Consider the following 14,711-nt stretch of genomic DNA (forward strand, 5'->3'; position numbering starts at 1 on the left):
CGCCGACGACACGGTCGAGCGGTCCTCGCCGGGGGGCGCGGCGCCGGCCGGGCACGGGACGTCGTCCGCGCGGCACGCGGGGAGTGGCACCGGCCAGGAGCCGCCGCCTCCGTGACGTCACCTCATACACCACATACAGTGTCCGCCTGTGAACGGAGGGTGACTTCCCGCCGTGCGGGACGAGCCCGTCGCCCTTCCCACCTCATCGGAGTCGCCATGACCCCGCCCACGCACGCTCCCCGCCCACGCCGCGCCGGGCCGTCGATCCTGCTGGTCCTCATCCCCCTCGCGGTCCTGATCCTGGCGGCGGTGTCCGTGGGGTCGTGGCTGCAGTACACCGAGCGGCAGGCGAAGGACACGGTGCACACGGTCGGACCCCGAACCGTCGACCGGGTGGACGTGGAGGCCACCGTCCAGAGCGTCGACGCCGCGGCCGGTGAGCTCGTCCTGCGCGTCAGGGTCAGCCCGCGCGGGGCCCTCGGCGAGGAGGAGGGGACCGCCCCGGTGGCCGACCTCAGCCTCCAGACGTCCGTGGCGACCCTCAGCGACCTGGCATTCGAAGCGCATGAGCGGCTCGCGCCCAAGGACGTACGGGTCGCGATCACGGGTGGATCGATCAGCGACTACCCGTTCGACACCTACGACACCGACATCGAGTTCTGGGCCGTGCAGGGCGGCAAACCGGTGCCGGTGCGGATGCTCTTCTCCAACGCCGACACCCTCTTCTCCGTCTCGGTGACACCCCCGCCCTTGGGGCAGGAGGCCGCCGTGGCGCTGAAGCTGTCCCGGTCGGGCAGCCTGCTCACCTTCGCGGTCTTCATGATGGTCGCGATGTGGGCACTGGCGTCGTCCGTGCTCCTCGGGGCCTGGTACCTGACGACCCGCCGACAGGGCCTGGTCTGGCCCGCCCTCGCCTGGATGGCCGCCACGCTGTTCGCCCTCGCCGCGTTCCGCAACACCGCCCCCGGCACTCCGCCGATCGGCTGCGTGATGGACTGGTTCGCCTTCTTCTGGGCCGAGGCCGTCATCGCTTCGTGCCTGATCGTCGTGGTCACCTTCGGCATCCGGACCGCCCTGCGCGCCGCCGACACGCAACGCGCCTGAGGCCCGTCGTCCGGAGGGCCGCTCGCGACAGCGAACGGCCCTGGTGGTCACCGCACGTGAGCGGTGACCACCAGGGCCGGACCGGCCGGGTCAGGACTTGACGATCTTGCGTACGTTCTCCACGGAACCGCACCCGGCCTTCAAATGACGCTCACGCTCCCGCACGAACGCCAGGCCGAGCTCCTCGCGGCGCTGCATCGCCACGTTCTCCCGGGCACCGTTGAGGATGGTGCGCTCCTCCTCGTCGGCGTGGTGCGTGACGGCCTCCACCAGCTCCTCGAGCTTCGAGTCCCACTCGTCGGAGCCGACCTCCTCGACCTCGAGGAGTTCCAGGAGTGCCTCGTTGCCCTCGTCGTGCTCGTGCTCGCCGTGCTCGACCTCTTCGTCATCGATGTTCTTGTACCGCTTGAGCGCCGGATAGACCTCGGCCTCCTCGGCCTGCGCGTGCGCGATCAGCAGGTCGGCGAACTCCCGCAACGCACCCGCCCGGTCGTCCTCGACGCTCCGCATGCGACGGAACAGGTCCTCCATGCGCCGGTGGTCCTGAAGAATGAGTTCTACGACGTCTTTTGTGTCGGCCATGGAAATGGAACGCCTTTCCCAGGAGAGAATCGGGTCACTTTCGTGTACCCCATTCCTGATGTTTTGCTCGCCGCAGGGCGTCAGCCGGTCTACCAGCGGTACCAGCGGCCCCTACGGCCACCACTGTCGGCGCTGCGCAGCACGAAGCCCAGCAGCCACAGCACCAGCACGATCACCGCGATCCACCACAGGGCCTTCAGCGCGAAACCCGCACCGAACAGGACCAGAGCCAGCAGCAGGACAAGAAGCAGGGGAACCATAGTCATCAACCTCCGATCCTCCTGTTGCCCTGTCCGCAGACGAACACGCAGTCGAATTCCTGAGTTTCTTCACAAGAATCACGGGAACTTGGACCGCTTTGCCCGGACGGGGAGAGCAAGGGAGAACAAGGGCCGGACGGAGTCCGAAGTTCCGCTGTACGCAGTGGAGCTGACCATCGCTCCGGGGGTAATCGGAGCGGCGGCCGGTGCACCGGCCCACTTCATCCGACGCTAGCCTCCGCGTTTCGGTTGGGAGTGATCAGCCGAGCTGATCGCGGCGAACCGTGGTTGTTGGCCGCTTGCCGTCGGGCGGGCATGGCTGAGGCCCGACGCTCGGGTCGGGTGCTCCAGTTCCTCGGGTCGTGGGTGGGCGGGGACGGTGTGCCGGTCAGGTCGCCGGCCGGGGCAGGGTGGCGAGGCGGACGAACGCTCTGACGAGCTCGTCTCGCCAGGGCCAGGTAGCGGAGATCCGCAGGTAAAGGCGGCGGCCGCCGCGGGTGATGCGGGCGGCTGCGTGCAGCAGCCGGTAGCGGAGCTTCTTCGGTTCGGCGGAGGCCAATTCGCCGTCCAGTAGCAGAACTTGGGTCCAGGCGAGTAGGTCGACGGCGGTCAGAGCCAGCTCCAGCCAGGCAGCATTGATGGCGAAGTGGCGGGAGGGGAAGCGGCCGAGACCGGCGTTCTTGCCGCAGCGGATGCGGTCCTCGACGCGGGCGTGCGCACGGTGGCGGACCTCCAGATGCCGCAGGGAGCCTTCGCCGTGGGGGGTGTCGGTGAGGAAGACCTGGTGGCACATGCCCTCGTCGAGATCGAACAAGGACAACTGGGAGCTGAGGGTATGCCCCCGGTGGTCTCGGCGGCCTGGAGCCAGGCGATCTCCCGGGCGACGGCTCTCGCCGAGCGCAGGCGAGTGAGTGCGGCCGAGTAGGCGCCAGGCAGTCGCAGTGGAGGCGACCGGGCCGAAAACCTCTATCTGGTCCCGCAGCAGGGCCAGGTCCGCTATTGCTTCGCCACCGTCGGCGAGCATCACCGCCAGATCGACCGCGATCCGCCCGGGGTCGTGCCCGGTACCGCGCGGTCGCAGCCTGCGCAGCCCGTCCGTGAACGCGCCGGTCAGGCCGATGCCATCGGCGAGATCGGCCAGCAGGCGGGATCCGGCATGGCTGACCACCCATGTATCAGGTGGTCGGGGCAATTGCTCGGGTGACGGCCGTGATCGCCGGGGTGGGGCGGCCGGGGAGCCGCGCCACGAGAACCCGGCGGATCTCGGGAGGTTCGCCTTCGACGTGCAGCAGGCTCACCCCGGGCGGCAGCACCGGCGAGAGCCGCGAGGGCACCGTTGTCACCCCGAAGCCACCGGCGACCAGCTGAAGCTTCGTCAGCCAGTCGCGCGCGCAGTGGACGATGTCCGGCCGACCGGGCAGGCCAGGCCAGACGCCGAGCAGTGGCTCGGCGTTCGACGCCGGGGCGGCAATCCACGGGACGTCGATCAATTCGTCGACGTGCACCGCGGTGCGGCCGGCGAACTCTCCGGTCGAAGGCACCGCCACGACAAGTTCGGTGTCCATGACGGTCTCGACGTGCAGGCGCGGCGACTCGCCGTCCAAGGGCCGGTGGGGCGGGCGGGACGTCAGCACGGCAAGGTCGATCGAGCCCGCGCGCAGTGCCCGGACCAGGGAGGGCGTGGTGCCCTCGGTGGTCGTGACCGTGATCTGCGGGTCGGTCGCCGCGAGGCGGGTGAGTGAGAGGGGCAGGATGGCCGCGCCCGCGCTCAGGAACAGTCCGAGCCGCACCAGTTCGGTACGCGAGACGGTGCCGGTGAGGTCGCGCTCGGCCGCCGACAGACAGTCCAGGATCGTGCGAGCGTGGCGCAGCAGAGTCAGACCCGCGGGGGTGAGCCGCACTCCGTCAGGGCGGCGTTCGAACAGGGTGGTGCCCGCGCTTCGTTCTAGGGCGGCGGCCTGGCGTGAGACCGCCGACTGTGTGTAGCCGAGCCGGGTGGCTGCTGCGGTGAAGCTGCCGCACTCGGCGATCTGCCGCAGGACCCGTAGGCCTGTGCTGGAGATGTCCATGCGGGATACGCATACCACAGATGCTTGATCGTCGCTTCCAGCATGCCCGCCGAGTTCCTAGTGTCGATCCCGACGAACACGGACGAACACGGAGGTCATCACGTGCGAGCAGCAGTTCTGACGCAGTTCGGCGCACCGCTCACGGTGCGGGAGGTCCCCGACCCCGAGGCCGGCGGCGGCGAGGTGGTGGTCGAGGTCCTCGCCGCCGGCGTGGCGCCCTACGCGGCTGAGGTCTTCAGCGGCGAGCGGAACTACCCCCTGGTCCCTCCCGTCGTGCCTGGGGCCGGTGGCGTGGGACGGGTCGTCCACGTGGGCCCCGACGCCACCCGGCTGCGCCCCGGCGACCTGGTGTGGTGCGACTCGACGGTGCGCTCGCGGGATGACGCCCTGACGCCCGACATCACGCTCCAGGGCTGGAGTTCCCGCGGCGAGGGCGGCGCGCGCCTCGCCCGGTACCTGCACGACGGGTCGTTCGCCGAGCTCATGCGGGTCCCGACGGAGAACGTCTTCCCGCTCCCCGCAGCGGCGGGGGACGACCCGGCCCGCTGGGCCGCGCTCGGCATGCACGTCATCCCTTACGGCGGGCTGCTGGCCGGCGGGCTCGCAGCCGGTGAGACGCTGCTCGTCAACGGGGCCACCGGCAACCTCGGCAGCAGTGCGGTTGCGGTGGCACTTGCCATGGGGGCGGGCCGCGTGGTCGCCCCAGGCCGCAACCAGGCCGCGCTCGACCTCCTCGCCGACCGGTTCGGTCCGCTCGTGCGCCCGGTTCCGCTCACCGGGGACGAGGCCGACGACCGCGCGGCGATGTCCGCGGCGGCCGACGGCCCGATCGACATGGTGATCGACCTGCTACCGCCGAGCGCACCCAGCTCGGCAGCACGCACGGCAGCCATGACCGTGCGCGAATACGGCCGCGTCGTTCTCATGGGCGGCGTCGGCATGCTCGGCCGCGACGACCTCGCCCTCCCGTACCCATGGATCATGCGCAACTCGATCACCGTGCGCGGCCAGTGGATGTACCCGCGTACAGCGAACGTCGGCATCATCCGGCTCCTCGCCTCGGGCACCCTGGGCCTCGCCACCGAACGGGTCCGGTCGTTCGGCCTCAACGCCGTCAACGAGGCCGTCACGTACGCCGCCTCACATGGTGGCCCGTTCGACCGCACCACCCTCACCCCACCGGCTCACTGACAAGATGGACTGATCCCTACATGTCAGCGTCACGTCCCCGCCCTCACGAGCGCAGGCCGCCATGCTGCTACTTCTCGCGAACAACCATGAGCCTCGAGATCACCAACTGCTGCCCCAACGGACGAAGATTCGCGCAAAACATTCTTTCACTCCGGCCGCCGCTGGCGTATCACTTCACGGACACTTTCATTCTGAAGAGTTTCTCCGCATTTCGGAACGCGATCTTTTCCTTGTCTTCGCGTGGCAAATCGACTCCGCGGAACCAGTCGGTCTGCTCCTTTATGTCCGCGAACGGGTAGTCGGTTGCGAACATCACTCGATCCACGCTTATGTACTTCAGCAGGAGATCGAGCAGTTCGGTCTGGGGGAATGCGCTGGTTGTGACCCAGAAGTTGTCCTGGAAGTATTGCGCGATGGGCTTCTCGAGCGATTCTTTCGTCGGCTCGCCCATGTCATTGACGATCCGCTCGTAGTAGAAGGGAAGACCTTCACCCATGTGGCCGATGATGATTTTCAGTTTGGGGAACCTGTCGAAAACCCCGTACGTGATCATCCGAATGCATTGGGTCAGCACCTCTTGGTGCCAGCCATATCCAGACCCACTAAAAATGTAGTCCTGGAACTCTTCCGTGTATTTAGACCGTGTGGTGCTGTAGTAGATCTTGAAGACCTCGTCAGCTGGATAGCCGGGATGCAGGTAGATCGGCACATCGAGAGCAACGGCACGTGCCAGCACAGGCTCGAAATCGGGATGATCGAGATACTTCTTCGTGATGTGTCCGTTGGTCAGTGCGCCCAAGAAGCCATCTTCCCGAACCGAGCGTTCCAGTTCGTCCGCCGCCGCCTCCGGGCTCTGCAAGGGCAAGGTGGCGAAAGCCTTGAAGCGACCCGGATATTTGGCGATTGGCCCGTCTACAAGTTGCCGGTTAAGACGATAGGCAAGGTCGATGCCCCTCTGACCAGGGACATTTTGTACGGAGGGTGTATGAGCAGAGAGGATTTGAACGTTGAGTCCCCCCTTATCCATATCGCCGATGCGGCGTTGGCCTAGATCCGAAAGACCAATTTCCTCAAGGAACGCCATGTGATCCTGATTGATGGAGTTCAGCTTCAACAACGTGGGAGTCGAAAAGGTCTCCTCCGTGCCGATGAAGGGCAGGTCCTGGTCCCGCCGTGAAATGTCCGAAGTCTTGTCCGAAGTCTCGTTCTCGCTCACTTCCGAGGCAATGGCGTGCGTGGACAAGCCGGCACCAATGCCAAGTGCCGTGCTGGCGGCGAGAAAGCCGCGGCGTCCCATGGGTTTCATGTCAGTCCCTCTCTTCAGGCGTTTGTGTGGCGAGGTATCCGTACGGCATCCGTCTGCGAGATGCTTCAGGGGGTCTTCGCGTCCTGCTCGCGCACCGCGGCAGCGCTCAGGTCGAGGAACCGCTCGCCGGTGCGCAGCGGCTGTGGTGGAGCTGACGACAGCCCGCGTGCGCGCTGTGCGGGCCGACCGCGGCGGGCCCCGCATGTTGTCGGCGTGTGACCCCGCATGCGGCGAACGCCGTCGCCAGCGCCCTGGTGGCCACCCCGAACCTCCGCAGTGGACTATCAGGTTTCTGCATGGCCTCAACGCTAGGCCCGATTCCGTTCTGTTTCGTCATACTGCGGTCGTCATCCCTCGGGAGACAGGCCTTACGACGTTACTCCGACGGGAGTACTCTCCGGAGCGCCATTCGACACCCGCACGACAATCAAGGCCCGTCGCAACTGGGCCCGAAGTCCAGGGGCTGCCGGAAGATTACGCGGCAAACGAGATCGACTGGTCCCGGGCGGTGATCGACGGCAGCCACATCGACACGAAAAAAGGGGGTCCCGGACCTTGAGTTCGCCCCCATTTCTAGCCCCCACGTGAGCGGAGTCGAGGAGCACGCGCGAGACGTCGATGAGGCCGGCGTCATCGAGTCGGTGCAGCACCGCCTCGTGCGGCCGGCCCCACACCCCGCCGCGACCAGATCGCTCAGACCGCCAAGCGGTCCGCGGAGTTCGCCGACTGCTAACAACGGATCGCGCACCGCCGGGGCAAGAAGATCGCCACCACGGCGATCACCCGCAAACTGCTCGCCCGCGCCTGGCACCTGCTGCACGAGGCGGAAGCCCGTCAACGGGCAGCGTGATGGCCGTTGACCGCCGACCGGACATCTCCGCAGGGAGGGACACTGACCCCGGGTGAGCTCGCATATACCCATGAGACGGCAGCGCCGCGCTCGATGACCTGAATGAGCAGCCCGGTCCCCGGAACCCGGTCATGTCGCAGGCCGCCCGCCGATGCCGAATGGGTGGATGCGAGTCTTTTCCGCACGACCACACCCCGGGGACAGCAAAGGCGTATCGAACCACCCTGCACGCACTACGAGTTCGGCCCTCCGGGCGGGCCGGCATTCCTCCGCCCAGAGGGTGCACTACGCCCTTGACAGGCCCAGCCCTCATGGTGGGTGTATCCGTCAGGTCTGGTGGATCGTGCGGTGGCCGCGTGCAGTCGGACGGAACAACGCAGACGCCTGCTGCCGCCCCGGCTGGTGATGTATTTCGTGCTCGTGCTGGCCCCTTTTCTCGCCGGCGCCGTATCTGGACGTGATGCGGCATTTGGTCGAGGGCCTTCGAGGTCAGGGCCTGCTGGGCGACTGGCACATCCCGGCGAAGTCGTCACTGTTTCGGGCCCGGCAACGGCTCGGCCCGGAGCCGCTGCGAGTGCCGTTCACCACGACCGCGAAACCGATGGGCACCGAGGCCACTCCGGGGGCGTTCTGGCGGGGGCTGCGGCTACTGGCGGTGGACGGGACCTGCTGGGATGTTGCCGACAGTCCCGCCAACGAGGCCGCCTTCGGCCGCCCCGACAACGCCCGCGGCCACGACAAGAGTTCCCTTCCCCAAGTGCGGATGGCCTGCCTGTCGAGGTGGGCACGCACCTCGTGCTGGACGCCGAGCCGGCCGACTGCCGCACCGGCGAAGTCACCCTGGTGGGCCGCCTGCCCCGCTCCTGCGACGCCGGTCAACTGGTCCTGGCCGACCGCGGGATGTGTGTCAGGTGCCAGGGCGAGCACGCCACGCTTCCTGGAGCGCCGGCTGCACGTCTTCCCCGAGAACGAGGTGTGTCGTCCTGCCCGGCAGGGTGGGCAGCTCAGCCCAGTGAGTCACCGTGTCATCGTCGGCAAGGCCGTAGGGCAGACGGACATATCCGTCAGAGTCGACGAAGCAGTCCCTGTGTTCCGTTCCGTCTTCACTGAAGTGCCGAGTCGTGAAGTACATCGGCCTTACCAGCCAGAACGCCTCCTTCACCGGGTTCTCGGACTCGGCGCTGTCAGCTGGGTACCGGCCCGTGACCGCCGCTGCCACCGGTACACCGTCCTGCGGCAGCCTTTCACGTGCGTCGATCCAGGTCGTCTGGGTGTTCAGATTCGCCATCCCTCTCCTCAGTCAAGCGTTCGGATGCCTGTTTTTCGCCCATGCGCCCGCACATCGGCAAGACCGTTGTACCGATCTCGGCATCCGGTAGGACTGCCCGGCGCTTGCGCAGGTTGAGTGAGCCGGGACATACGCGGACCGAACACTTCCGACTGTCTGCCCTCCCTCTCGGATCGCGGCAGATCACCAGCCGACGCCGCGACCTCATTTGCAACGATCAGTAAGAACTCCGGCCAGGGCTTCGCCGTTGTTGTCCAAGGAGCACAGCAGCGGGTGGTAGCCGAAGCCGCGCTTGTAGGTCGCCGCTGCCCGCTCCTTCTCGGAGTGGAAGGTGACCAGGGTGCAATGCCCGTGCAACCACGTGGAGTTGAGGGACCGTTCAACCGACCCCCGGAACGCAACCTGAACCCGCCCCGCAGTCGGCCCGAACTCAGACAGTCCCGGGTATCACAAGCCCCGACTCGTACGCCACGATCACCAGTTGCGCCCGGTCCCGCGCCCCCAACTTGCCCATGATCCGGCTGACATGGGTCTTCGCGGTCAGCGGGCTGAGTCCCAACGCGTCGGCGATCTCCGCGTTGTTGAGACCGCGCGCGACCAGCGCGAGCACCTGCCGTTCCCGTTCGGACAGCCCGCTCGGCCCGCCCACCGCGGGGGTCGTCCCGGTGTTCGGCGTGCGCAGAATGCGGGCGATCAGCCTCGAGGTGGGACCGGGCGAGAGGAGGGACTCCCCCGCGGCCACCGTCCGGATGGCGTCGAGGAGTTCGGCCGGCCCGATGTCCTTCACGAGGAAGCCGGACGCCCCGGCCCGCAGTGCCTCGACGACGTGCTCATCGGTCTCGTACGTCGTCAGGACGAGCACCTTCACCCCCGCGAGATCCTCGTCGGCGGCGATGAGCCGGGTCGCCTCGATCCCGTCGAGGTCAGGCATGCGGATGTCCATCACGATGAGATCGGCCCGCGCCGACCGGGCCAGCGCCACGGCCTCCCGCCCGGTGCCCGCCTCGGCGACGACCTCCATGTCCCCGGCCGACGAGACGAGCATCGCGAAGGAGGCCCGTACGAGGTTCTGGTCGTCGGCCAGCAGCACGCGGATGGTCATCGAACCTCGTCCTCCCGGGACAGCGGCAGTGTGGCGGTCACCTCGAAGCCCTCGGCGGGCCCCGGGCCGGCGTCCAGCGTGCCGCCCACGCTACGGGCCCGCTCCCGCATTCCGATGAGCCCGAACCCCGGCGTGCCGTCGGACCGGCCCGCTCCGCCGCCCGAGCCGTCGTCCCCGCCCGTCCCGTCGTCCCTGACACTCACCCGCAGTGCGCCGTCCGCGGTCCACAGACCCACTCGCACGGTGAGGTCCTCGCGGCCGCCGTGACGTACGGCGTTGGTGAGCGCCTCCTGCACGATCCGGTACGCGGCGGCGCCCACGGAGGGCGGGATGTCGTCCGCGCGGACGGACAGTTCGACCTTGGCCCCGGCCACCCGGCCGGTCTCCGCGAGATCGGCCAGTCCGTCGATCCCGGGCAGCGGCCCCCGCATGTCCCCGGCTCCGGAAACAGAACCGGGCGCCGGATCCGCGTCCACTCCCACGACCGTGTCATGCGCCCGCAGCACCTCCAGCGTCGTACGCAGTTCCCCCCGGGCCATCCGGCAGGTCCCCGCGATGTCGTCCAGTGCCTGGGCGACGGCCTTGCGGTCGAGGCGCTCGGGGTCGGCGGTGAGGACGTGGGCCGCCACGGACGTCTGGACGCCGATGAGCGTGATGCTGTGGGCGAGCAGGTCGTGCAGGTCACGGGCCATCCGCAGCCGTTCCTCGGCGACGCGGCGCCTGGCCTCCTCCTCCCGGGTGCGCTCCGCCCGTTCGGCCCGCTCCACGATGGAGGCGACGTACAAGCGGTAGTAGCGGACGTCGATACCGACGAACAGGACCGCGATGATCCAGCCGGAGATCTCCAGGGACTCCAGCGCCCCCTCCGAGTTGGTGAGGCCGTTGCTGATCAGTGTCGGGCCGAGGACGGCGACACCGGTGAGCAGCGTGCGGCGTACGGTGCCGGTCGCCGCCACGGTGTAGAGCGCCAGGACGATCGCGGGGGCGGGCAGGGCAGGGTTGTAGTCGAAGGCGTAGTACGGAGCCATGCAGGCCACCACCCCGAGCAGGGCCGCCAACGGACTGCGCCGCCGCCATACGAGGGGCACGTGCCCGGCGAGCAGCAGCATCCAGCTGAGATGGTCGGGCCGTGTCCCTTCGCCGCCCGTCAGGGTGATGGCTAAGGCGAGCACGGCGACGCCCAGCGCGAGGACCGCGTCGTTGCGGGTGCGGTGCGGTGCGGTCAGCGGTTCGCGGTTGACGGCGGACAGGATGCGCTCGACGCGACGGGACCGTCCGCCGCCACCGGCCGCCGTCTTCGCCGCCGACCGGTCGCGTACCTCTGTGGTCGTTCCCCGTTCTTCCACGGCTCCATCTTCCGGTACTCGTGCGGGAACCTGGGCGCCCCTACGGAAGGAGAGGCACCCGGGCGGGCCCGCGGATCAGCGTGCTGGATCAGAGCGTTCGATCAGCGTGCTCAGGGTGCGCCGACGGTTTCCGTCTGCCGCGGCGGCTCGGTCGGTCCGGCCGGCCCGGTCCGTTCGGCCGGCCCGGTCCGTTCGGCCGGCCCGGTCCGTTCGGCCGGCCCGGTCCGTTCGGCCGGCCCGGTCCGTTCGGCCGGCCCGGTCCGTTCAGCCGGCCCGGGCTGCCGTGAGAGCACGCCCGGCCACCACACCTTCCGGCCCAGGGCGACGCTGGCACTGGTCACCAGATACGTCCGTACGAGGAAGGTGTCGAGCAGGACGCCGACGGCGATCACGAAGCCGAGCTGGACCAGCTGTACCAGGCCCATGTTCGTCAGCACGGCGAAGGTCGCGGCGAGGACGAGCCCGGCGGAGGCGATGACGCCGCCGGTGGTGCGCAGTGCGGTGAGTGCCGCCGTGGCCGGTTCCGCTCCCGCCAGGGACTCCTCCCTCATCCGGTGCATGAGGAAGATGCCGTAGTCGACGCCGAGGGCGACCAGGAACACGAAGGACAGCAGTCCGAGCCCCGGATCGGTGCCCTTGAGGCCGAGGAGCGGTTCGAAGACCAGTCCACCGATCCCGAGGGAGGCGCCCCACACCGCGACGACCGCGACCACCAGGAGCAGCGGTGCGACCAGACTCCGCAGCAGCCCGATCAGGATGAGCATCACGAAGACGAGGACGAGCGGTACGACGATCTTCGTGTCCCGGGCGTTGGTGACCTCCAGGTCGATCTGCTGGGCGCTGTCCCCGCCGACGTAGGAGCCCTTCAGTTCGTTCCGCAGGGACTTGATGGTGGCGGTCTCCTCCGCCGACTGGGGTGCGCTCTTCGCGAAGACGGCGATCTCGGTCCAGCCGTCTCCCGTGCGCCCTTTCTCCGCGCTGCCGACGCCTGGTGTGCCGCGGACGGTTGCGAGGGTCTCGTCGGCGCGCCCCTGCGGGGTGATCACGTCGATGGGCTGGCTGCCCTGCCCGGGATAGGCCTTGGCGAGGGTCTCCATCGCGACGACGGCCTCCGGCTTCTTGACGAAGGAGTCCTCCTGCTTGAGCGGTCCCGGCAGGTTGAGTGAGCCGAGGGCGAGGGCGCCGAGCAGTACGGCACCGCTCGCGAGTACGGTCAGCGGCCTGCGCCCGGCAGAGCTGCCCATCGCCGAGAACAGACTGCGCCGCTGCTTGGGCGTGCTCCCGAAGGCGGGCACGAGCGGCCAGAACACCCGCCGTCCGGTCAGTACGAGGACGGCGGGGAGCAGGGTCAGCATCGCGATCAGCGCGCACAGCACGCCGACGGCGCCGAGCGGGCCCATGCCCCGGCTGCTGTTGAGGTCGGCGGCGAGCAGGCACAGCAGTCCGGCGGCGACGGTGCCGGAGGAGGCGAGCACGGCGGGCCCGCAGCCGCGCAGGGCGGCGACCATGGCCTCGTACGGTCGCTCGATGCGCCGCAGTTCCTCCCGGTAGCGCGCGATGAGCAGCAGCGCGTAGTCCGTGCCCGCCCCGAACACGAGGATCGTCATCACGCCCGCGCTCTGCCCCGAGACGGGGGTGCCGAACGCCTGATTGAGGCCGTAGGAGACACCCATCGACATGAAGTCGGCGATCCCGGCGACGACGAGGGGCACGAGCCACAGCACGGGGCTGCGGTAGATCAGGATCAGCAGTAGGGCGACGACGGCGACGGTGGTGTAGAGCAGCGGTCCGCCGAGCGAGTCGTAGACCGCGCCGGAGTCGGTGGCCAGCGCGCCGGTGCCGCCCACATCGACGCTCAACCCGCCCTCGTCCTGGGCGACTTTGCGAATGTCGGTTACGAGCTTGTCCTGCTGCTCCTCGTTCGCCCCGGGCTCGTTGCTGGTGACCGGGTACATCAAAGTCGTGCCGTCCTTGGACGGAATCCCCTTGGGAGTACCGCCGATCAGCTTGTGCTGTCGGGTGATCTCCGCTACCTGCCCGGCCGCGGTCTTCCGGTCGGCGGCGCTGAGCCCGCCGTCCCGGTGGTAGACGAGCACCATCTCGGTGGTCTCGCCCCCGGGCAACTTCTCCTCGATCTTCGCTACTTGCGTCGAGTCCGCGCTCGCCGGCAGGTAGTCGGTGACCTTGTCGTGCTGCACGCTGCCGAGCTTCGCCGCGAACGGCCCAACGAGCGCGATCACGGCAATCCACAGCCCGAGCATCGCCCATGGAACGGCTCGCCCGCGCCCCGTCCCCAGCCTCGTCGTAGCGGTTGTCTCTCCGGCCCTCATCGACCGATCTCCCTCCGGGTGACGTCTGCTTCGGTCCCCAGACTTCCGGTGAGAACCACGGCTTTCGTCGGGCGGGAGGGCGAGGTGACGCGTACTGCCGGGGGTGACGGCGGGTGCGGATTACTCCCTCGGGAGTAAGCGGCGGACGGCACGCCGCCCCGGAAGGGACGCGGGGAACCGCGCGACCAGCCCTCACCGACCCGCAGCAGAATCAGCCCCGAGGCTGCTATGTCGTGTCAAGCCGTTTGAGAGAGCTCTTCCTGGTCCGACTGTCCTGGTGGTCGTGGACCAGCCCGCCTCCATCGGTGCCCTGCCGCTGACCGTCGCCCGTGACGCCGGCTGCAAGGTCGCCTACCTGCCCGGACTCGCGATGCGCCGGATCGCCGACCTCTACCCGGGTGAGGCCAAGACCGACGCCCGCGACGCGGCCGTCATCGCGGACGCCGGCCGCACCATGCCCCACACCCTGCGCTCCCTCGAACTGGCCGACGAGATCACCGCCGAGCTGACCATGCTGGTCGGCTTCGACCAGGACCTGGCCGGCGAGGCCAACCGCACCTCCAACCGCATCCGCGGCTTGCTCACCCAGTTCCACCCCAGCCTCGAACGCGTCCTGGGCCCCCGCCTGGACCACCCCGCCATCACCTGGCTCCTGGAGCGCTACGGATCCCCGGCCGCCCTGCGCAAGGCCGGCCGCCGCAAGCTCGTCGAGGTAATACGACCGAAGGCCCCGCGCATGGCCCAGCGGCTCGTCGACGACATCTTCGACGCTCTCGACGAACAGACGGTGGTCGTTCCCGGCACCAGCACCCTGGACGTCATCGTGCCGTCGCTGGCCAAGTCGCTGGCCGCCGTCCACGAACAACGCCGGGCACTGGAAGCCCAGATCGAGACCCTGCTGGAGGCCCACCCTCTTTCCCAGGTCCTGACGTCGATGCCCGGCATCGGCGTCAGGACCGCCGCAGTCCTTCTGACCACCGTCGGTGACGGCAGCTCGTTCCCGAGCGCCGCCCACCTGGCCTCCTCCGCCGGCCTTGCCCCGGCCACTAAGTCATCGGGAACCTCGATCCACGGCGAACATGCTCCTCGAGGCGGCAACCGGCAGCTCAAACGCGCGATGTTCCTCTCCGCGTTGACCACTCCGTGACCGTCGGCCGAGACGACGAACTTGGGACGCGGGTAGTGTGCACGCAGAAAGTGCCTTCCTGCTGTGGTGACAGAGGCCCCTAGGCAAGCCTCAACGTCCCAGCTCACAAGGCACTTTCGTGTTTCCGCTCAAGATC

11 protein-coding genes and 5 pseudogenes are annotated in these 14,711 nt (G+C 68.6%); 5 read left to right on the plus strand and 11 right to left on the minus strand.

Annotation, left to right across the window (positions count from 1 at the left end; translation table 11 throughout):
• Positions 1-216: 216 nt before the first annotated feature.
• Positions 217-1,104 (plus strand): DUF4436 family protein, encoded by an 888-nt coding sequence (locus QOL88_RS03475; protein WP_097215023.1) that lies wholly within the window; start codon positions 217-219, stop codon positions 1,102-1,104.
• Between the two features lie 90 nt (positions 1,105-1,194).
• Here the strand turns inward: QOL88_RS03475 and QOL88_RS03480 are convergent, their stop codons facing one another.
• The 4 genes and pseudogenes from QOL88_RS03480 to QOL88_RS03495 all read right to left on the minus strand — a co-directional run bounded on the left by QOL88_RS03480 (position 1,195) and on the right by QOL88_RS03495 (position 4,015).
• Complete coding sequence (locus QOL88_RS03480; RefSeq protein WP_097215024.1) at positions 1,195-1,686, minus strand: hemerythrin domain-containing protein; 492 nt, start codon at positions 1,684-1,686, stop codon at positions 1,195-1,197.
• An 89-nt stretch (positions 1,687-1,775) separates the two neighbouring features.
• Positions 1,776-1,946: a DUF5670 family protein gene (locus QOL88_RS03485; RefSeq protein ID WP_031139394.1), complete on the minus strand. Its 171-nt coding sequence runs from the start codon at positions 1,944-1,946 to the stop codon at positions 1,776-1,778.
• 388 nt (positions 1,947-2,334) lie between these two features.
• Positions 2,335-3,138 (minus strand): annotated as a pseudogene (locus QOL88_RS03490) (transposase).
• Entirely contained in the window at positions 3,122-4,015 is an 894-nt protein-coding gene (locus QOL88_RS03495) for a LysR family transcriptional regulator (RefSeq protein ID WP_097215025.1), read from the minus strand. The pseudogene QOL88_RS03490 and the gene QOL88_RS03495 overlap by 17 nt, the downstream one beginning before the upstream one ends.
• Positions 4,016-4,117: 102 nt before the next feature.
• Here QOL88_RS03495 and QOL88_RS03500 point away from each other — a divergent pair, with 102 nt between their 5' ends.
• A complete protein-coding gene (locus QOL88_RS03500) occupies positions 4,118-5,206 on the plus strand; it encodes an alcohol dehydrogenase catalytic domain-containing protein (protein WP_179878761.1) in 1,089 nt (362 codons plus the stop codon).
• Between the two features lie 169 nt (positions 5,207-5,375).
• Here QOL88_RS03500 and QOL88_RS03505 read toward each other — a convergent pair whose 3' ends face one another.
• Both QOL88_RS03505 and QOL88_RS03510 read right to left on the minus strand, forming a co-directional pair.
• Positions 5,376-6,512, minus strand: coding sequence for an amidohydrolase family protein (locus QOL88_RS03505; RefSeq protein WP_097215026.1), 1,137 nt, complete (start codon positions 6,510-6,512; stop codon positions 5,376-5,378).
• A 560-nt stretch (positions 6,513-7,072) separates the two neighbouring features.
• Positions 7,073-7,195 (minus strand): annotated as a pseudogene (locus tag QOL88_RS03510) (IS5/IS1182 family transposase); the annotation flags it as partial.
• Between the two features lie 485 nt (positions 7,196-7,680).
• On the opposite strand from QOL88_RS03510, the pseudogene QOL88_RS38780 reads away from it, so the two are divergent.
• A pseudogene (locus tag QOL88_RS38780) lies at positions 7,681-7,779 on the plus strand (transposase domain-containing protein); the annotation flags it as partial.
• Positions 7,772-7,933 (plus strand): annotated as a pseudogene (locus tag QOL88_RS38785) (transposase domain-containing protein); the annotation flags it as partial. The pseudogenes QOL88_RS38780 and QOL88_RS38785, both read left to right, overlap by 8 nt.
• Positions 7,934-8,269: 336 nt before the next feature.
• Here QOL88_RS38785 and QOL88_RS03515 read toward each other — a convergent pair.
• The 5 genes from QOL88_RS03515 to QOL88_RS03535 all read right to left on the minus strand — a co-directional run bounded on the left by QOL88_RS03515 (position 8,270) and on the right by QOL88_RS03535 (position 13,428).
• The gene (locus tag QOL88_RS03515; RefSeq protein ID WP_097215027.1) at positions 8,270-8,650 is read right to left on the minus strand and encodes an AQJ64_40280 family protein; all 381 of its coding nucleotides are present in this window, start codon (positions 8,648-8,650) and stop codon (positions 8,270-8,272) included.
• 204 nt (positions 8,651-8,854) lie between these two features.
• On the minus strand, positions 8,855-9,007 hold the full coding sequence (locus QOL88_RS03520; protein ID WP_179878710.1) for a hypothetical protein: 153 nt from the start codon (positions 9,005-9,007) through the stop codon (positions 8,855-8,857).
• A 73-nt stretch (positions 9,008-9,080) separates the two neighbouring features.
• Positions 9,081-9,752 (minus strand): response regulator, encoded by a 672-nt coding sequence (locus QOL88_RS03525; RefSeq protein WP_097215028.1) that lies wholly within the window; start codon positions 9,750-9,752, stop codon positions 9,081-9,083.
• Positions 9,749-11,098, minus strand: a complete 1,350-nt coding sequence (locus QOL88_RS03530) for a sensor histidine kinase (protein ID WP_097215029.1) — start codon at positions 11,096-11,098, stop codon at positions 9,749-9,751. Before QOL88_RS03530 ends, QOL88_RS03525 begins: the two co-directional genes overlap by 4 nt.
• Before the next feature lie 110 nt (positions 11,099-11,208).
• Positions 11,209-13,428, minus strand: coding sequence for an MMPL family transporter (locus QOL88_RS03535; protein WP_306456168.1), 2,220 nt, complete (start codon positions 13,426-13,428; stop codon positions 11,209-11,211).
• Positions 13,429-13,531: 103 nt separating this feature from the next.
• Here QOL88_RS03535 and QOL88_RS03540 point away from each other — a divergent pair.
• Positions 13,532-14,560, plus strand: a pseudogene (locus QOL88_RS03540) (IS110 family RNA-guided transposase); the annotation flags it as partial.
• Positions 14,561-14,711: the final 151 nt, after the last annotated feature.

This window comes from Streptomyces sp. Ag82_O1-12 (assembly GCF_900182715.1).
In the GTDB taxonomy this organism is placed as follows: Bacteria; Actinomycetota; Actinomycetes; order Streptomycetales; family Streptomycetaceae; genus Streptomyces; species Streptomyces massasporeus.